General features: G+C 73.2%; 13 protein-coding genes. 9 read left to right on the top strand and 4 right to left on the bottom strand.

What is annotated here, in order from left to right; translation table 11 throughout:
• Window positions 1-18: 18 nt before the first annotated feature.
• On the bottom strand, window positions 19-678 hold the full coding sequence (locus FH608_RS37545; protein WP_139635157.1) for a TetR/AcrR family transcriptional regulator: 660 nt from the start codon (window positions 676-678) through the stop codon (window positions 19-21).
• Between the two features lie 77 nt (window positions 679-755).
• On the opposite strand from FH608_RS37545, the gene FH608_RS37540 reads away from it, so the two are divergent.
• Window positions 756-2,330 carry an ABC-F family ATP-binding cassette domain-containing protein gene (locus FH608_RS37540; RefSeq protein WP_139635156.1) on the top strand — a complete coding sequence of 525 codons (1,575 nt, stop codon included), beginning with the start codon at window positions 756-758 and terminating at the stop codon, window positions 2,328-2,330.
• A gap of 257 nt (window positions 2,331-2,587) precedes the next feature.
• Here FH608_RS37540 and FH608_RS37535 read toward each other — a convergent pair whose 3' ends face one another.
• On the bottom strand, window positions 2,588-3,784 hold the full coding sequence (locus tag FH608_RS37535; RefSeq protein ID WP_139635155.1) for an ROK family transcriptional regulator: 1,197 nt from the start codon (window positions 3,782-3,784) through the stop codon (window positions 2,588-2,590).
• A 151-nt stretch (window positions 3,785-3,935) separates the two neighbouring features.
• On the opposite strand from FH608_RS37535, the gene zwf reads away from it, so the two are divergent.
• The 5 genes from zwf (at window position 3,936) to FH608_RS37510 (ending at window position 11,304) form a co-directional block, all read left to right on the top strand.
• Window positions 3,936-5,408 (top strand): glucose-6-phosphate dehydrogenase, encoded by a 1,473-nt coding sequence (zwf, locus tag FH608_RS37530; protein ID WP_139635154.1) that lies wholly within the window; start codon window positions 3,936-3,938, stop codon window positions 5,406-5,408.
• Entirely contained in the window at window positions 5,405-7,348 is a 1,944-nt protein-coding gene (gene edd, locus FH608_RS37525) for a phosphogluconate dehydratase (protein ID WP_193318843.1), read from the top strand. Before zwf ends, edd begins: the two co-directional genes overlap by 4 nt.
• Before the next feature lies 1 nt (window position 7,349).
• On the top strand, window positions 7,350-8,315 hold the full coding sequence (locus tag FH608_RS37520) for a glucokinase (RefSeq protein WP_139635153.1): 966 nt from the start codon (window positions 7,350-7,352) through the stop codon (window positions 8,313-8,315).
• 101 nt (window positions 8,316-8,416) lie between these two features.
• A complete protein-coding gene (eda, locus tag FH608_RS37515) occupies window positions 8,417-9,028 on the top strand; it encodes a bifunctional 4-hydroxy-2-oxoglutarate aldolase/2-dehydro-3-deoxy-phosphogluconate aldolase (protein ID WP_139635152.1) in 612 nt (203 codons plus the stop codon).
• Window positions 9,029-9,282: 254 nt separating this feature from the next.
• Window positions 9,283-11,304, top strand: a complete 2,022-nt coding sequence (locus FH608_RS37510) for a serine/threonine-protein kinase (protein ID WP_139635151.1) — start codon at window positions 9,283-9,285, stop codon at window positions 11,302-11,304.
• Between the two features lie 56 nt (window positions 11,305-11,360).
• Here the strand turns inward: FH608_RS37510 and FH608_RS37505 are convergent, their stop codons facing one another.
• Window positions 11,361-12,266, bottom strand: coding sequence for a D-isomer specific 2-hydroxyacid dehydrogenase family protein (locus tag FH608_RS37505; RefSeq protein WP_139635150.1), 906 nt, complete (start codon window positions 12,264-12,266; stop codon window positions 11,361-11,363).
• 88 nt (window positions 12,267-12,354) lie between these two features.
• Here FH608_RS37505 and FH608_RS37500 point away from each other — a divergent pair, with 88 nt between their 5' ends.
• Window positions 12,355-13,641 carry an acyltransferase family protein gene (locus tag FH608_RS37500; RefSeq protein ID WP_226900241.1) on the top strand — a complete coding sequence of 429 codons (1,287 nt, stop codon included), beginning with the start codon at window positions 12,355-12,357 and terminating at the stop codon, window positions 13,639-13,641.
• Between the two features lie 423 nt (window positions 13,642-14,064).
• On the top strand, window positions 14,065-15,252 hold the full coding sequence (locus FH608_RS37495) for a hypothetical protein (protein ID WP_139635149.1): 1,188 nt from the start codon (window positions 14,065-14,067) through the stop codon (window positions 15,250-15,252).
• Between the two features lie 176 nt (window positions 15,253-15,428).
• On the opposite strand, the gene FH608_RS37490 is transcribed toward FH608_RS37495, so the two are convergent.
• Window positions 15,429-16,718 carry an ABC transporter ATP-binding protein gene (locus tag FH608_RS37490; RefSeq protein ID WP_139635148.1) on the bottom strand — a complete coding sequence of 430 codons (1,290 nt, stop codon included), beginning with the start codon at window positions 16,716-16,718 and terminating at the stop codon, window positions 15,429-15,431.
• Window positions 16,719-16,947: 229 nt separating this feature from the next.
• On the opposite strand from FH608_RS37490, the gene FH608_RS37485 reads away from it, so the two are divergent.
• Window positions 16,948-18,417, top strand: a complete 1,470-nt coding sequence (locus FH608_RS37485; RefSeq protein ID WP_139635147.1) for a glycoside hydrolase family 13 protein — start codon at window positions 16,948-16,950, stop codon at window positions 18,415-18,417.
• Window positions 18,418-18,556: the final 139 nt, after the last annotated feature.

Below are 18,556 nucleotides of genomic sequence, written 5' to 3'. Positions count from 1 at the left end.
GCGTCCGGACGCCGGCCCTCACGGTGCGCCGGTCCGGCGGTGGAGCGCCTGGTCCATGCCGTCGAGGAGGTAGCCCAGGCCCTCCTCGAAGGTGGCGTCCCAGGCGTGGTCGAGCCCGTGCTCGGCGAGCGAGGGGTAGCGGGCGGCCCGCTCCGCGAGGAAGTCGCCGGTGCCGCCCTCGTCGCGGTCCTGCCAGGTCACCTGCATGACGACCGAGCCCATGACGTAGTTGGACAGGCTGTAGGCGGCGGGCTTGGGGGCGGCGAAGCCGGCGGCCGACAGGGCCGCGTAGAGGAACTCGGTGCGTTCCAGGGCGTTCGGGCCCATGAGCGGGCGGTCGAGGATCGTGGCCGACCAGGGGTGGCGCAGCAGCGCCGCCCGCCAGCCGCCGATCAGCTCGCGGACGGGCCGCTGCCACCCGCCCTCCGGCGGCCGGTCGCGTGAGGGCAGGCGCACCTCGCCGAAGACGGCGTCCAGTGCCAGGTCGAGGACGTCGTCCTTGGTCCTGACGTGCCAGTAGAGGGTGGTCGAGCCGGTGTCGAGCCGCTCGGCCAGGCGGCGCATGGTCAGGCGGGCCACGCCTTCCTCGTCGAGCAGCGCCACCGCCTCGGCCACGATCCGGCCGAGCGTCAGCGTCTGCCTGGGCGCCTTCTTGGGTCGCGACCACACGGAGTCCATCCGGGGATAATACGTTGTGCGAGTGACCGGATCGATGGTCTAGTAAGTCGAACACTGGTCGAGTGGAGGTGGCCGGGATGGGGCACATCGAGGTGAGCGACCTGACGTACCTGCTGCCCGACGGGCGGCCGCTGCTGCTGGAGGCGTCGTTCAAGGTGGGCGACGGCGCCAAGGCCGCGCTGGTCGGGCCGAACGGCGCGGGCAAGACCACGTTGCTGCGGCTGATCGCGGGCGAGCTGGCCCCGGCCGGCGGCCGGATCGCGAGCGGCGGCGGGATCGGCGTGATGCGGCAGTTCCTCGGCACGGGCACCGTCCACGACCTGCTGCTGAACGTCGCGCCCGAGCGTGTCAGGGCGGCGGCCGCGACGCTCGACGCCGCCGAGGCCGCGATCGCCCGGCGGGACGACGAGCCCGCGCAGCTCGCCTACGCCCAGGCCATCGCCGACTACGCCGACGCGGGCGGCTACGAGCTCGAGGTGGTGTGGGACGTGTGCGCCACCGAGGCGCTCGGCCTGCCGTACGAGCAGGTGAAGGACAGAGGGCTGGAGACGCTGTCGGGCGGGGAGCAGAAGCGGCTCATGCTGGAGGCGCTGCTGCGCGGCCCCGACGAGGTGCTGCTGCTCGACGAGCCCGACAACTACCTCGACGTGCGGGCCAAGCAGTGGCTGGAGCGGGCGATCAGGAGCTCTCCCAAGACCGTGCTGCTCGTCTCGCACGACCGGCGGCTGCTGGCCGAGGCGGCCGACCGGATCGTCACCGTGGAGGGGCGCGGGGTGTGGGTGCACGGCGGCGGGTTCGCCGGTTACGCGCGGGCCCGCGAGCAGCGCGCCGAGCGCCTGGAGGAGCGGCGGCGGCGCTGGGAGGACGAGCGGGCCCGGCTGCGCCGGCTGGTCCACACGCTGCGGCAGCGCTCGGCGAACAACGACGCGCTGGCGGGGGCCTACCAGTCGGCCGTCACGAGGCTGGAGCGCTTCGAGCGGGCCGGGCCGCCGCAGCGCGCGCCGAAGGAGCAGAACGTCCGCATGCGGCTGCGCGGCGGGCGCACCGGCAAGCGGGCGGTGGTCTGCGAGGCGCTGGAGCTGACCGGGCTGCTGCGTCCGTTCTCCACCGAGATCAGGTACGGCGAGCGCGTCGGCGTGCTCGGGATGAACGGCACGGGCAAGTCCCACTTCCTGCGCCTGCTGGCGGGCGAGCCCGTCGCGCACGCGGGCGTCGCCCGCCTGGGCGCCCGGGTCCGCCCAGGGCACTTCGCGCAGACCCACGTGCGGCCCGACCTGCACGGGCGCACCGCCGCCGACGTGGTGACGCACGAGCACGCCATGACCCGCAACGAGGCGATGGCGGCGCTGGCCCGCTACGAGCTGGCGCCGGCCGGCGGGCAGGCGTTCGAGACTCTGTCGGGCGGCCAGCAGGCCCGGCTGCAGATCCTGCTGCTGGAGCTGTCGGGGGCCACGCTGCTGCTGCTCGACGAGCCGACGGACAACCTCGACCTGGCGAGCGCGGACGCCCTCCAGCGGGGGCTGGCCGGGTTCGAGGGGACGGTGCTGGCGGTCACGCACGACCGGTGGTTCGCGGACGACCTCGACCGGTATCTGGTGTTCGGGGCGGACGGGCTCGTGAGGGAGAGCGACGAACCTCGCTGGGACCTGTGACCGGCTCGAGCACCACCCCGGAGCCGGCCGAAGACTCGGGAGTCACCACGGAGCCGGCCAAGGATGCGCGTCGTCATGGCGAGCAACCCGTGAGCCTTCACGACCGGCCATGACAGAGGGCACGGGGCGTCGGCGCGTGCGGCCCACCGTGCGGAGCCGTAACGGATGGAGGACGGGAACGCCAGAACGACGGGATGCGACGGACGGCAAGGGGCGTCGGCCCGTGCGGAGCCGTAACGGGCAAAAGGTGGAGACGATCAGAGCGACGGGACGCGGGGGGACGAAACAGGCATGGTCTCGTCCACGGCCTCCGGCGAGAGCACGTGGTCAAGCACCATGACCGCGCACCCGCTGATGCCCGCCCCCGCGCCGAGCCGGCTGGGCTCGATGTGCAGCCGCCGGGTGGCCAGGGCCGTGGAGCGGCGGTAGACGACCTCGCGGATGCTCGACACCAGCGGGCCGAACGCCTCCGCCACGTCGCCGCCCAGCACCACCACCGACGGGTTGAGGATGTTCACCGCTCCGGCCAGCACCTCGCCGATCCTGCGCCCGGCCTCGCGCACCGTGGCCATGGTCTCGGCGTCGCCGGCCCGCACGAGCGCGGTCACGTCCGCGATGGTCTTGACGTCCTTGCCGGCCGCGCGCAGGTCGCGCAGCAGCGCGGTGCCGCTGGCCACGGAGTCGACGCAGCCGGTGTTGCCGCAGCGGCACAGCACGCCGCCGCCGTCCAGCACCGGGATGTGCCCGATCTCCCCGGCCGCGCCGAGCGCGCCGCGCAGGATGCCGCCGCCGGCGATCACGCCCGCGCCGATCCGCGTCGAGATCTTCACGAACATCAGGTCGCCCAGGTCGGGGTAGACGCCGCGGTGCTCGCCGATGGCCAGCACGTTCACGTCGTTGTCCACGAGCACCGGGACGGGGAAGCGAGTACGGATGATCGGCGGGATCACCACGCCGGTCCACGACGCCATCACGCGGGCGCTCTCCGTGCGGCCCTGCGCGAACTCGACCGTGGCGGGCACGCCCATCCCGACACCCCTGATCGTCGAGCGCGGCCGGTCGCCGAGCAGCTCGTCCCAGGTGTCCATGAGCAGCGGCAGGACGACGTCGGGGCCCTCCTCCACGTCCATCGCGAACTCGCGCCCGTCGAGCTCGCGGCCCGCGAGGTCGCAGACGGCCACCCGGGTGCGGCTGGCGCCGAGCGCCGCGACCAGCACCACGCCGCCCGCGGCGTTGAACTCCAGCCGGACCGGCGGCCTGCCGCCCGTGGACGGGGCGTCGTCGCGCTCCACGACCAGGCCGCGTTCCAGCAGCTCACCGACGCGCAGCTGCACCGCGGGGCGCGACAGGCCGGTCACCCGGCCGATGTCGGCGCGGGTCACGGCCTCGCCGGTGCGGATGAGGCGGAGCACCTCACCACTGCTGGCGAGGGTCGCGGCGGTACGTCGAGGCATCGGCTAAGTGAACCACATGTAGTTAGGTCATGAAAAGTACCGACTTTTTCATCTCAAATACCAAAACTCGGCTTGTGTACGACCCAAACTCTCGTTAGTGTCCGTTCTGTCCCTACTTGGTAGATCATCGGAGCCCGTCACCGTGTCCCCCGTGCCGACAACCAGCCCAGCCCACACCGCCGACCTCGTCGTCTTCGGCGGGACCGGCGACCTGTCCATGCGCAAGCTGCTCCCGGCGCTCTACCACAGCGACAGGGACGGCCGGCTGTCCCCGGAGACCCGCGTGATCGCCATGTCCCGTGGCGGGCTGACCGACGCGGACTTCCGCGGCAAGGTGGACGCCGAGGTACGCGACCGCGTCCCGGTCGACGACCCCGCCGTGTGGCAGCGCTTCCTCGGCCGCCTGCGCCACGTGTCGGTGGACGTGGGCGGCGCCGACGCCTCGGGGTGGGAGGCGCTGGCCCGGCTGCTGGCCGAGGACGAGCAGCGTGACCGCGTCTACTACCTGGCCAGCCCGCCCAGGACGTTCGGCCCGTTCTGCCGCGAGCTGCGCGAGGCCGGGCTGGTCACGCCGCGCTCGCGCGTGGTGCTGGAGAAGCCGCTCGGCCACGACCTGCCGAGCGCGCAGCGGATCAACGACGAGGTCGGCGCCATCTTCGACGAGCACCAGATCTTCCGGATCGACCACTACCTGGGCAAGGAGACCGTCCAGAACCTGCTGGTCCTGCGCTTCGCGAACGCCTTCCTGGAGCCGATCTGGAACTCCCTGTGGATCGACCACGTCCAGATCACCGCGGCCGAGACCGTCGGCACGCCCGGCAGGCGCGGCTACTACGACCACGCGGGCGCGCTGCGCGACATGGTGCAGAACCACCTGCTCCAGCTCCTCACGCTGACCGCGATGGAGCCGCCGGCCCGCAACGACCGCGAGGCCATCCGCGACGAGAAGGTCAAGGTCCTGCAGGCGCTGCGGCCGATCGCGGGCACCGAGGTGGAGCGCTTCACCGTGCGGGGCCAGTACACCGAGGCGGACGGCATGCCGGGTTACCTGGACGAGCCCGCCTCCACGCCGCCGACCGAGGCCTCGCGGCGGGTGGAGACGTTCACCGCGATCAGGGCCGAGATCAAGAACTGGCGATGGGCCGGGGTGCCGTTCTACCTGCGGACCGGCAAGCGCATGCCGTACCGCAGGTCGGAGATCGTGGTGCAGTTCAAGGACGTGCCGCACTCCATCTTCCCCGGCGGCGGCCCGAACCGGCTGGTGCTGCGGCTGCAGCCGGAGGAGGGCATCGAGCTGCACATCATGGCCAAGGAGCCGGGCGCGGGCGAGGTGACGCTGAAGCCGGTGCCGCTGTCGCTGAACTTCGGCACGACGTTCACGGCGCGGGTGCCCGAGGCGTACGAGCGGCTGCTGACGGACGTGCTGGCCGGGAACCCGACCCTGTTCATGCGGCGCGACGAGGTGGAGGCGGCCTGGCGCTGGATCGACCCGATCCTGTCGGCCTGGGAGTCCTCGTCCGACCTGCCCGAGCCGTACCCCGCCGGAACCACCGGCCCCGCCGGAGCCCACGAGCTGCTCGGCCGCAGCGGTCGTGCCTGGCACGAGGAGGAAGAAGAGCTGTGAACCCCGTCATTCAGGACGTCACCGACCGGATCGCCGAGCGGAGCGCCGCCAGCCGGGCCGCCTACCTGGAGCGGATCCGCCGCGACGGCGAGGCCGCCAGGGCCAAGGGCCCGGCCCGCGCCCACCTCGGCTGCGCGAACCTGGCGCACGGCTTCGCGGGCGCGTCCGCCGAGGACAAGCCGGCTCTCAGGGGTACGGCCAAGCCGGGCGTGGCCATCGTGACCAGCTACAACGACATGCTGTCGGCGCACCAGCCGTACGAGACGTACCCGCCGGAGCTGAAGGCGGCGGTGCGCAGGGCGGGCGGCGTGGCCCAGGTCGCGGGCGGCGTGCCCGCGATGTGCGACGGCATCACGCAGGGGCGGCCCGGCATGGAGCTGTCCCTCTACAGCCGCGACGTGATCGCGATGGCCACGGCGATCGCGCTGTCGCACGACATGTTCGACGCCACGCTGCTGCTGGGCGTGTGCGACAAGATCGTGCCGGGGCTGTTCATCGGGGCGCTGCACTTCGGGCACCTGCCCGCGATCTTCGTGCCGGCCGGTCCGATGGCCTCCGGCCTGCCGAACAAGGTCAAGGCCCGCACCCGCCAGCTCTTCGCCGAGGGCAAGGTCGGGCGCGAGGAGCTGCTGGACGCCGAGGCCAAGTCGTACCACTCGCCCGGCACCTGCACCTTCTACGGCACCGCCAACTCCAACCAGGCGCTGATGGAGGTCATGGGCCTGCACCTGCCCGGCTCGACCTTCGTCAACCCGCACACCGAGCTGCGCCACGCCCTCACCGAGGCGGCCGGGCGCCGGGCGGTGGAGATCACCGCGCACGGCCAGGAGTACACGCCGATCGGCGAGCTGGTCGACGAGAAGGCCATCGTGAACGCCTGCGTCGCCCTGCTGGCCACCGGCGGCTCCACGAACCACACGATCCACCTGGTCGCCATGGCCGCCGCCGCCGGGATCGTCCTGACCTGGGATGACTTCGCCTGCCTGTCGGGGGCCGTGCCGTCGCTCACCAAGATCTACCCGAACGGCCAGGCGGACGTGAACCACTTCCGCGAGGCCGGCGGCATGCAGGTGCTCATCGGCGACCTGCTCGACGAGGGCCTGCTGCACGCCGACGTCATGACCGTGGCCGGGCCCGGGCTCGACCGCTACCGCGAGGCCCCCACCCTGGTCGACGGCACGCCCGTCTGGGAGCCGGTCGTCGGCGGCAGCTCCGACCTGGACGTGCTGCGCCCGGTCGCGGCACCGTTCTCGCCGGACGGTGGCATCCACATGGTCTCCGGCAACCTGGGCCGGGCCGTCTCCAAGGTGTCCGCGGTCAAGCCGGAGCACCTGGTGATCGAGGCACCGGCCAAGGTGTTCGACGACCAGCTGGACCTGCTGCGGGCGTTCGAGGCGGGCCAGCTGGACGGCCAGGACTTCGTGGCGGTCATCCGCTACCAGGGGCCGAGCGCCAACGGCATGCCCGAGCTGCACAAGCTCACGCCGCCGCTCGCCGTCCTGCTCGACAGGGGGCAGCGGGTGGCGATCGTCACGGACGGGCGGATGTCGGGCGCGTCCGGCAAGGTGCCCGCGGCCATCCACCTGTCGCCCGAGGCCGCCGACGGCGGGCCGATCGCCCTCGTCCGCGACGGCGACGTGATCAGGCTCGACTCGGCGGCGGGCACGCTGGAGCTGCTGGTGCCCGCTCCCGAGCTCGCGCGGCGCGCGCCCGAGGGACGGCCGCTGAGCGACGCGCAGTGGGTGGGCACCGGGCGCGAGCTGTTCGCGGCGTTCCGCCGGATGGCGGGGCACGCGGCGCAGGGCGCCGGGATCTTCGGCGTGAGCGGCGCCGAGTCGCCCCACCACGGCCCGGGGCTCGGCTTCCCCGCCGAGGCCGGCGCCTCCCACCTGGAGACGGGCGCCCCCGTGGGCGCCCAGCACGCCGGACTGGCCCGGTGACGTGACCGCATTCGACCTTCCGTGGCTGGTCGCCGACATCGGCGGGACCAACGCCCGGTTCGGCCTGGTCACCTCGCCGGGCGCGCCGCCGTCGAGCGTCGCCGTCCTGGCCGGGGCCGACTACGCGACCCTCCCCGAAGCCGTAGCCGCCTATCTCGCGGAACACGCGGGCGGAGTTCGACCGGGGGCGGCCTGCCTGGCCGTGGCGGGACCGATCGACGGCGACCACTACCGGCTCACGAACTCGCCGTGGGCCGGCTCCGTACGCGACCTCGGCGTGCCGTACGCGGTGCTGCTCAACGACTTCGAGGCGCTGGCCGTGTCGCTGCCGCACCTGACGGGCGGCGACCTGGTCTCCCTGGGCGGCCCGGAGCCCGGCCACGGCGTCAAGGCCGTGCTGGGGCCGGGCACCGGGCTCGGCGTCGGCGGGCTGGTGCCCGGTGACTGCGGCTGGACGCCGATCCCCGGCGAGGGCGGGCACGTCACCGTTCCGGTGGTGGAGCGGCGCGAGCGGGAGGTCGTCCGGGCGCTCCAGTCGCAGGGGCTGCCGTACGTGGTGGCCGAGCACGTGCTGTCAGGGCCGGGGCTGGTGCGGCTGCACCGGGCGCTCGCCCAGGTGAACGGCGTCGCCGCGCCGGAGCTGGGCGCCTCGGACATCGTGGCCCGGCTGGACGACCCGCTGTGCGCGGAGACGATCGAGGTGTTCTGCGGCCTGCTGGGGAGCTTCGCCGGGAATGTCGCCCTGACCCTCGGGGCCAGGGGCGGGGTGTATCTGGGCGGCGGAGTGCTCCCCCGTATCGTGGAACGCGTGTGCGCCGGCGACTTCCGCGCCCGGTTCACCGCCAATCCCGACATGGCCGACTATCTCGCGGCCATCGGCACGGTGCTGATCGTCGCGCCGCAGCCGGCGCTCACGGGCGCCGCCGCCTGGCTGGCCCAGCGCGCCCGCGCGCGGCTCGTGGGCTGACCCGGTTGGGGCCGACCCCCGGGGGCAGGGCCATGGTCGGCGACCGGTGTGTTGTGTACGTGACTAGACGGCCGGAACGGGCCGATGAGGAGAAGAATCCCATGAGCTTGCTCGATCTCGCTCCGGTGATCCCTGTCGTGGTGATCGAGGACGCCGGGAGCGCCGTACCCATGGCCAGGGCGCTCGTCGCCGGCGGCCTGCCGGCCATCGAGGTGACGCTGCGCACGCCCGCCGCGCGCGAGGCCATCGCCAGGATCGCCGCCGAGGTACCCGAGGCCACGGTGGGCGCCGGGACCATCCGGACCTCGGAGGACATCGCGGCCTCCCTGGCGGCGGGAGCCAAGTTCCTCGTCTCGCCCGGCACGACCCTGTCGCTGGTGGAGGCCATGGACGCGAGCGGCGTCCCGTACCTGCCGGGCGCGGCCACCGTGTCCGAGGCGATGGCGCTGGTCGAGCGGGGGCTCAAGGAGCTGAAGTTCTTCCCCGCCGAGGCGGCGGGCGGCGTCCCCTACCTCAAGGCTCTCGGCGGCCCGCTGCCGGACGTGCGGTTCTGCCCGACCGGGGGCATCCGGCCCGACACGGCGGCCGACTACCTGGCGCTGCCGAACGTGGGGTGCGTCGGCGGCTCCTGGCTGACCCCGGCCGACGCGCTGGCCGCCGGCGACTGGGGCCGCGTGGAGAAACTGGCCTCAGAAGCCGCCGCCCTCCGCTGACCGTCCGACCGCCCCCTGCCGACCGGCCCGACCGTTCTCCCGCCCGGCTGACCGGCCTCCCGCTGACCGGCGGCCGGAGCCGCGCGGCCCGCGGCCGGAGCCGCGCGTGAAGGCCCGCGGCCGGTGTGCCCGCTCATCCCCAGTGGCCGACGGGCAAGCCCTTCCTCCGTTAGAGTCTTGGGTACAAAAAAGCGTGCCGGGCGGAGGAACGGTTCGGATTGAGACGGGATCACGACGGCGAGAGGACGGCGACGTTGGGGCGCTCCGCTGGCACTCCGCTGGAGCCGGAAGATCCGCCGGCGATCGGCCCCTACGAGCTGATCAGCCGTCTCGGCTCCGGCGGCATGGGCGTGGTCTACCTCGCCAAGGCCGCCGACGGCTCGCGGGTGGCGCTCAAGGCGATCCGGCGCGACTTCACCGCTGACCCGGTCTACCGGGCGCGGTTCCACGAAGAGGTGTCCAACGCGCGCAAGGTGGCCTCGTTCTGCACCGCGCGCGTGCTCGACCACGGCGAGGACCGCGGCGTCCTCTACCTCGTCACCGAGTACATCGACGGCATCTCGCTCGAGGACCACCTGATCGAGCACGGCGCGCTCTCGCCGTCCGTGCTGCACTCCGCGGCGGTCGGCGTGGCCGCCGCGCTGACCGCGATCCACGCGGCGGGGCTGGTGCACCGCGATCTCAAGCCGGCCAACGTGATGCTGACGCTGGCCGGGCCGCGGGTGATCGACTTCGGGCTGGCGCGGTCGTCGCACGTCGACTCCCGCCACACGAACGCCGGCATGGTGATGGGCACGCCGGGGTGGATCGCTCCCGAGCAGGTCTTCGAGGGGCGCACCAGCCCGGCGGGTGACGTGTTCGCGTGGGGGTCGCTGATCGCGTACGCGGGGCTCGGCGGGCATCCGTTCGGCGAGGGCGACGCCTACGTGATGGCGGCCAGGGCCCGCACCGCGCCGCCCGACCTGCGGGGGCTGCCCGCGCCGCTCGACCGGCTGGTCGCCGCGGCCATCCACCCCGACCCGGCGCGCCGGCCCGCGGCCAGGCAGCTGCTGCTGGAGCTGGTGGGCGCGGCCGACGAGCCCGCGGCGCAGCTGGCCGCCACCAAGCACCTGACGAACGCGTGGAACCCGTCGGACTTCCCGCTGATGCCGCAGCCGCCGCACCGGATGCCGCCCGACCGCACGGGTCCGGTGCCGGGCGCCGGCCGTCCGCAACCGCCCCACCGCCCTGACAGCCGCGGCCCGCGCCCCGACGCGCCCGCCCGCGCCCCCCAGCCGCCGCCCCCGGCCGACCACCCACCGGCCGGCCCCGGACACGTGCCCCCCGCGGAGCGCACCGGGCCGGGCGTCGGCCGCATGCCGGCCGGACCCGCGCACGTTCCTCCCGCCGACCGCAGCGCGCCCGGTCACCTGCCGCCCGCCGACCGCGTCGGACCGGGGCCCGCTCACGTGCCACCGGCCGAGCGCACCGGGCCGGGCGTGGGCCGCGTACCACCCGTCGACCATCCGCCGGCCGGGCCCGGTCACGTGCCGCCCGCCGAGCGCACCGGGCCGGGCGTGGCGCGTGGGATGCGGCAGCCGCCGCCTGTCGATCGCACGGGGCCCGTGCCCGGCGCCCAGGCGCTCCACCCCGAACGTACGGGCCCCCTGCCGCCGCATCCCGAGCGGGCCGGGTACGGGCCGCGCGGGCCGCACCCCGGCAGGACCGGCAGGACGCCGCTCCCCCTCCCCCAGACCGGTCAGGGCCCGCTGCCCCACCACTCGACCACCGGCCAGGGGCCGCTGCCGGGCTACCCGCCCGTCAAGCGCAAGCGCGGCGTGCTGACGGGCTGCCTGACCGCCCTGGTCATCGTGGTCGTGCTGGTGGTGGCGCTGATCGCCGTGCTGGTGTGGATGTCCCGCTCCCCGGCGGCCGGCGAGGACGGCCCCGTGCAGGACGGCAAGCTGCGCTTCGCCGTGACGAGCACCACGTGCCCCAAGCCGGACAAGTCGGCGGACAAGCGCACGTGCCAGATCGGGGTGCAGATCAGCAACCTCGGCCAGGAGGCCAGGGTGCTCTACCCGGGCCAGCAGAAGCTGATCGACGAGGACGACGAGCTGCACGGCGGCACGAAGCTGCTCGACAAGGACGGCAAGGAGATCACGCCGATCCGCATCGAGGCGGGGCGGTCGTTCACGGGGGCGCTGGTGTTCGAGTTCCCGAAGGGTCTCGACCCGGTGGGGCTCGAGGTGCACGACTCGGGGCTCAGCGCCGGGGCCCGGCTCAGCCTCGACTAGCCACGACCGGCCCCCGCGAGAGCCACCCGGCCTGAAAGGCCTGACGAACTACGAGGTCAGAAGCCCTGGGACGGCGACACGCGGCCCTCCAGCGGCTCGCCGTCGCGGAGGTGCCGCACGTTGGCGGTGACGCGCTCGGCCAGGCCGCGCCAGTAGGCGGGGCGCGGGTTCGCGCTGTGCGGGGTGACGAGCACGTTGTCCATCCCCCACAGCGGGTGCCCGTCGGGCAGCGGCTCGGGGTCGGTGACGTCGAGGGCCGCGCCGCCGATGCGGCCCTCACGCAGCGCCGCCACCAGGTCGTCGGTGACGACGAGGCCGCCTCGGGAGACGTTCACCAGCCAGGCGTCCTCGCGCATCAGGTCGAACTCGCGCTTGCCGAACATGCCCTTCGTCTCGGGCGTGGCGGGCGCCGCGATCACCACGTAACCGGCCTCGGGCAGGGTCTCACGGAAGCGGGCCCGCGGGAGCACGACGTCGGCGCCGGGCGCCTCGCCGCGGTCGGTGACCGCGAGGATCCGACAGCCGAACGGCTCCAGCATGCGGGTGAGCGCCCGGCCGATGCCGCCGTAGCCGACGATCGCGACCGTCGAGCCGGCGAACTCCCTCGACGTGTTGGGCCCCCACGTCGTGGCCCTGGCCAGCCGGTGCAGGCCGCGCGCCGCCAGTAGCATCAGGGCCAGCGCGTGCTCGGCGACCGGCGGGCCGTACGAGCCGGTGGCGGCGGTGAAGACCGGCTTGTCGGTGATGACCCCGGCCCGCGTCCACCGCTCGACGCCCGCGTGCGGCAGCTGCACCCAGCGGACGCGGTCGTGGATCATGGAGCGCAGCTCGTCGGGGTCGTCGCTGCCGTAGTAGACGATCGCCTCGGCCTGCTCCAGCGGCACGACCTCGCCGCCGGCCCGGCGTACGGCGTCGATGAGGACGGGCACCGGCTCGGGTCCGACGTGGACGGCGACGGTCATCGTTCAGCCTCCTGAGATCGCCACGGATCCCCCAGCGTAGCGGGAGCTCATGAGCATCATGCTGTCCGGTCGGGGTAGGTTGGTGCGGGTGTCCACCGTTCCCGCCCCATCCAGGCTCGCGTGGCTGGACGCGCTGCGCGGGATCGGCGCGATGGCCGTGGTGGCCGAGCACCTGCTGCCGTGGTTCCTGCCGGAGCTCAGGCCGTACTGGTTCAGTCTCGGCATCTACGGCATCCTGGTCTTCTTCCTGGTCAGCGGCTACATCATCCCGGCCTCGCTGGAGCGCCACGGCGACGTGCGCGCGTTCTGGGTCAGCCGGTTCTTCCGCCTCTACCCGCTCTACCTGAGCGTCATCGTGGCCGTGCTCGCCCTGGCCTGGTGGGTGCCGGTACGCGCGGAGGTGCCGAGGGACGGCAGCGCGGTCGCCGCGCACGCGACCATGCTGCTCGACGTCGTGAGCGTGGGCGGGGTCGCCGACACGATGTGGACGCTGTCGTACGAGATGGTGTTCTACCTGCTGGTCACGGCGCTGTTCCTGGTCAAGGGGCACGGGCGCAGCGGGCTGCTGTCGATGTCGTTCGCGGCGGGCGCCGTGGCCGTCGGGCTGGTGGCGTCGGGCGCGGTGCTGGTGGGCGGGCTCCCGGCGTACGTGTCCGGGGCGGTGTTCGTGGCCGGGCTGGCGTGCGTGGTCTGGGGCCGCTTCCGCACGGCCTCGGCCTGCGTGCTGGGCCTGATGGCGCTGGCGCTGCTGGTGCTGAGCAGCCGGGTGCCGTGGCTGGGGGTGGCGGTGGTCGCGGTGATGTTCGCGGGCACGGCCATCCACCGCTGGGAGCGGGGCGACGGGGGGCTGTGGCCGGTGGCGGTCACGGCGGTGCTCGTCGCGGTCGCGCCCCTGCGGGCCGTCGAGGGCGGCTGGTGGTGGGTCCAGGCGGACGTGTGGATCACGACGATCGCGCTGGCCGGCGCCACGTTCGCGGCGGGGATGGCGCTGCGCGGGCGGCGGCTGCCCCGGGTGCTCACCTGGCTGGGGCTGATCAGCTACTCGCTCTACCTGGTGCACCATCCGCTGCTGAAGTACTTCGTGCAGGTCACCGGTGATCTGCGGCAGGCGGCTCTGCCGTACCAGCTCATGATGTCGGCGCTGGCGGTGACCCTGGTGCTGGTCATCAGCGCGCTGACGTTCCGCTACGTCGAGCGGCCCATGCAGGCGCTGGGCCGCCGTCTGTCACGCCGGGGCGCCCGCCGGCTCCAGGGCGCGGGCGATCCGCGGATGCCCGGACAGGGCGCGCGCCACGACGGGGTCCTCGGCCATGAGGAACGCCAGGTGCCTGACCGCGTGCGCGACCACGTTGTCCAGGGTGACGCGGCCGGGTGACGGCGTCGCGGGCGCCTCGCCCCTGGCGATCTCCAGCACGGCCGCCTCGACGGCGGGCAGCCAGGGCGCCGGGTCCGGGCAGACGGCGTAGGTCAGGACGATCTCGCCGTCCGGTTCGTGGCGCCAGCTCGTGGAGTGCACGACGGTGCCGGGATCGCCGGCCGCCACGCCGGCGAGCCGCCGCGCGGCCTCGTCGGGGCTCTCCCCAAGCCCGGGCCGGGTCCGGGCATGCCGGTAGTGCCAGAGGTTTCCCGTGCTCATCCGTAGCATGAGCGTCTCGACCGAGACCACGTGTCGTGCCGTCACCGCCAACAACTTACTGCCAATCATGTGCAAGTACGTCCTCCAAGCAACATGTTCACGCTCTTGAACACCTCGGCCGGTCAGGCTGTAGTCGATGGGGTGCGAGAGGGAGGCCGACACATGCCCGGTTTGCTGGTGTTGATGGGGTCTGGTGAGACGAGCCCGACCATGGTGGAGGTGCACCGAGCGGCGGCGCGGACGCTGCGCGCGGGAGCGCGGGCCGTGCTGCTCGACACGCCCTACGCCTTCCAGGAGAACGCCGCCGACATCTCCGCCCGCGCCCGCCGCTATTTCGCGCGAAGCGTGGGCCTGGACGTCGAGGTGGCCGCCGGGATCACCGGCGCCGGCTGGGTGTTCTCCGGACCCGGCAGTCCCACGTACGCGCTCGACCGGTGGGCGGGCTCGGGCGTGGCGGGTGACCTGCGCGCCCGGGTGCGCTCGCGGCAGGGGGTGACCGTGCTGGCCTCGGCCGCCGCCTGCACCGCCGGCCTGGCCACCGTGCCCGTTTACGAAATCTACAAGGTGGGCGCGGATCCCCATTGGCGCGAGGGCATCGACCTGCTGGAGCCGCTCGGCCTGCGGGCCGTGCTCATCCCCCATTTCGACAACGCCGAGGGCGGCACTCACGACACCCGCTACTGCTATCTCGGGGAGCGCCGGCTGTCGCGCATGGAGCGCGAACTGCCGCCCGGCACCGCCGTCCTCGGCCTCGACGAGCACACCGCCCTGGTGATCGACCTGGAGAGCGAGGCGGTGCACGTGGCGGGGCGGGGCGGCCTGACCGTGCGCCGCCCCGGCTCGCAGGCCGTGCTGCCCACGGGCGCCCGCACCGACCTCGCCGGGCTGCGCCGCCTGGCCGAGGGCGCTTCCGGCCCCGCCACCGTCCCGCCGTCCCCGGCCGAGCCCGCCGCCCCCGAAGTGACGCTGGAGGAGACGATCCAGCGGTGCGAGGAGCGGTTCCGGGCGGCCGTGGCCGGATCCGACATGGTGGGGGCGGCCCAGACGGTGCTCGACCTGGAGGCGGAGCTCGTCAAGTGGGCGGCCGACACGGAGGAGGACGCGGGCGGGGTGGAGCAGGCCAGGGAGCTGATGCGGCTGCTCATCGCCCGCCTCGGCGAGCTCGCCTCGGCCGCCGGCCTCCGTTCCTTCGCCCTGGGCTCCCTCGTGGAACCCCTGCTGGCGCTCCGGGGACGGCTGCGCGAGGAGGGACGGTACGACGTGGCGGACTTGCTCCGGGCCGCGATGCTCACGGGGGGCATCACCGTGGACGACACCCCGGACGGCCCCCGCTGGACCCCCACCTCGTGAGGCTTCGGCCGGACTCCCGACGGAACCTGGTTCGATCCGGCGGTGCTGTCCGGACTCCGGAGGCTCAGAACGCCGTGACGGCGGCCGGCCATGTGCGGGTCAGAGGGCGTCACCCTGGAGGCCCTCGGCCACGTGCGGCGGGTGGGGTCAGACCGGCTCCGCCGTAACAAGAAGGATCAACGGCGGGGAGGGTCGATACGCGCGCCGTCGAGGGTGAAGATCATGACGCGGGAGAGATCCACCGCCACCTTGGCCGCGTCGCCGGCGCGCCAGACGGGCCGGTTGCCGAGGCGGACGATCAGGTCCGAGCGGCGGTGGATGCCGCTGTTGGGGTGCTGCCCCACCTGCTCCTGGTCCTGGTGCTCCTGCTCGTGCGCCGGCGAGGAGAAGAGGCGCCGCACCAGCCCCGCGAGCTTGCCCGACCCGTTCTTCTCGCCGTTGAGGCGCACGCGCGGGTCCGGCGGCTCCGGCACCGGGACGGCCGGCATCCCGCACTCCAGGTACGCCAGCCACTCGTGCCCGTGGTACTCCAGCGTGCGCACCCGCCCGAAGAAGGACGGCCCCTCGTACGACTCCGGCACCGGCGCGAGCCCGTCGGGCCGCATGCCGACCAGCACCTGGCCGCCGGTGTGCTGCGAGATCGCGTACGCCCTCGGATCGCTCCACGGCAGCGTGAGCCGGTGCGGGCCGAAGTCGAGCATGACGTACTGGTTCTGCGGCGTCCTGACGTTGGCCGCGAGCAGGTTCAGCTGCTGGGAGTTGAGGAACGCGGCCACGAACGCCGTGGCTGGATCGTTGTAAATCTGGGCCGGCGTGCCGACGTCCTGCAGGACCCCGCGATTCAGGATCGCGATCCTGTCGGCCAGCGTCAGGGCCTCGACCTGGTCGTGCGTCACGTAGATCGTGGTGACGCCGAGCGACCTGACCAGCGCCGAGATCTCCATGCGCAGTTCGGTGCGCATGCCGGCGTCGAGGTTGGACAGCGGCTCATCCATGAGGAACAGCTTGGGCTGGCGGACGATCGCCCGGCCCATCGCCACGCGCTGCCGCTGCCCGCCGGACAGGGTGCCGGGGCGGCGGTCCAGGGTCTCGTCGATGTGCAGCGCCTTCGACAGCTCGGTCACGCGCTCGCGCACCAGAGCCGGGTCCGACTTGGCGATCTCCAGCGGGAAGGCGATGTTGCCGCGCACGGTCCTGTGCGGGTAGAGGGCGCCGTTCTGGAACACCATGGCGACGTCGCGGTCGCGCGGGGCCAGGTGGTTGGCCAGCTGCCCGTCCAGCCAGAGGTCGCCCTCCGTGATCTCCTCCAGGCCCGCGATCATGCGGAGCAGCGTGGACTTGCCGCAACCGGAGGGACCGAGGAGGACGAGGAACTCGCCGGCCTCCGCCCGAAGGTTCAGCCGGTCGACTGCGAGGTAGTCGCCCGGATACACCTTGGTCACTTTGTCGAGAACGACCGAGCTCATGGGCCTACACCTTGCGCGCGTGTCACCTGTGACGAGGCTGATTGAAGAGGTAGTACATCGCGCCTTAACGCTACATGTCCACCCTTGCCATGAAGAATCTCTTCCGCCGGCGTTTCGGTCGCGTGTTTTGGTGGTCCGTAGCCCCGAATTTCCGTATTGGTGGTGGGTGTAAGGGCTTGCGTAAACTTGCGGCAAGGGATTTCATAGTCGAGACCTTCGGGGGGAGACTATGACCGCATGGTGGCGGGACGCCGCGATCTACCAGGTGTACGTGCGCAGCTTCGCCGACGGTGACGGCGACGGCGTCGGCGACCTGATCGGAGTTCGCGATCGCCTGCCGTACCTGGCGGGCCTGGGCGTTGACGCGGTCTGGCTGACGCCGTTCTACCGCTCCCCCATGGCCGACTTCGGCTACGACGTCGCCGACCACCGTGACGTCGACCCGCTGTTCGGCACGCTCGCCGACGCCAAGGCGCTCATCGACGAGGCGCACGGGCTCGGCCTGCGGGTCATCGTGGACGTCGTCCCCAACCACACCTCCTCCGAGCACCCCTGGTTCCAGCAGGCGCTGCGCGGCGAGCACCGCGAGCGCTACATCTTCCGCGACCGGCCGAACGACTGGGAGTCGATCTTCGGCGGCCCGGCGTGGACGCAGGTCGCCGACGGGCAGTGGTACCTGCACCTGTTCGACTCCACGCAGCCCGACCTCAACTGGGACAACGACGAGGTGCGCGGCGAGTTCGAGTCGACCCTGCGCTTCTGGCTCGACCTGGGCGTCGACGGCTTCCGCGTGGACGTGGCGCACGGCATGGTCAAGCCGCGCGGCCTGCCCGACGCCGGCCGCTCCGGCCAGGCCCGGATGGTCGGCCGTGAGCCGGTGCCGTTCTTCGACCTCGACGGCGTGCACGACATCCACCGCGCGTGGCGGCGGGTGCTCGACTCCTACCCCGGCGAGCGCATCGGCGTGGCCGAGGCGTGGGCGCCGACGGCCGAGCGGCTGGCCCGGTACGTCCGCCCCGACGAGCTGCACCAGGCGTTCAACTTCCACTACCTGTTCGCCCCGTGGGACGCCGCCGAGCTGCGGGCGGTGATCGACTCCTCGCTCGCCACCGCCGCCTCCGTCGGCGCCCCGAGCACCTGGGTGCTGTCGAACCACGACGTCAAGCGGCACGTCACCCGCTACGGCAGCCTCGCCAGGGCGCGCGCCGCCGCGCTGCTGACGCTCGCGCTGCCCGGCTCGGTCTACGTCTACCAGGGCGAGGAGCTGGGCCTGCCCGAGGTGCTCGACCTGCCCGCCGAGGCGTGCCAGGACCCGCAGCGGCTGCGCGACCCCGACAGCGGCCGCGACGGCTGCCGCGTCCCGCTGCCCTGGACCCGCGAGTCCGGCTGGCGCGACCCGTGGCTGCCCATCCCGGCCGGCTGGGCCGAACTGAGCGTGGAGGCGCAGGAAGGGGCGCCCGGCTCGACGCTGGAGCTGTATCGGGCGGCGCTGCGGCTGCGGCGCTCGTTTCGCGGCGGGCTGACCTGGCAGGAGTCGCCGGAGGGCACGCTCGTGTTCTCCAGGGGCCCGTACGTCTGCGCCGTCAACCTCACGCCGGACCCCGTGGACTTCGGGGTGGACGGTGAGCTGCTGCTCGCCTCGGGCGTCCCTGGAGCAGCGGATTCGGCGGCCTGGTGGAAAGTAAAGTGTGGAGCATGAACGGTCACGCTCGCCTAGGTCGTGTTTCATAAGGCGTTGAGCCACTGGTTGATCGCAGCGATGATGACGACGGCTTCGTAGCGTACGGCGAGCTTGTCGTAACGGGTCGCCATGCCGCGGTTGCCTTTGAGCAGGTTGA

The organism is Nonomuraea phyllanthi, from assembly GCF_006334985.2.
Classification (GTDB): Bacteria; Actinomycetota; Actinomycetes; order Streptosporangiales; family Streptosporangiaceae; genus Nonomuraea; species Nonomuraea phyllanthi.
The sequence above is the reverse complement of the archived record's forward strand: the minus strand, read 5'-3'. Positions and strand labels throughout refer to the sequence as shown.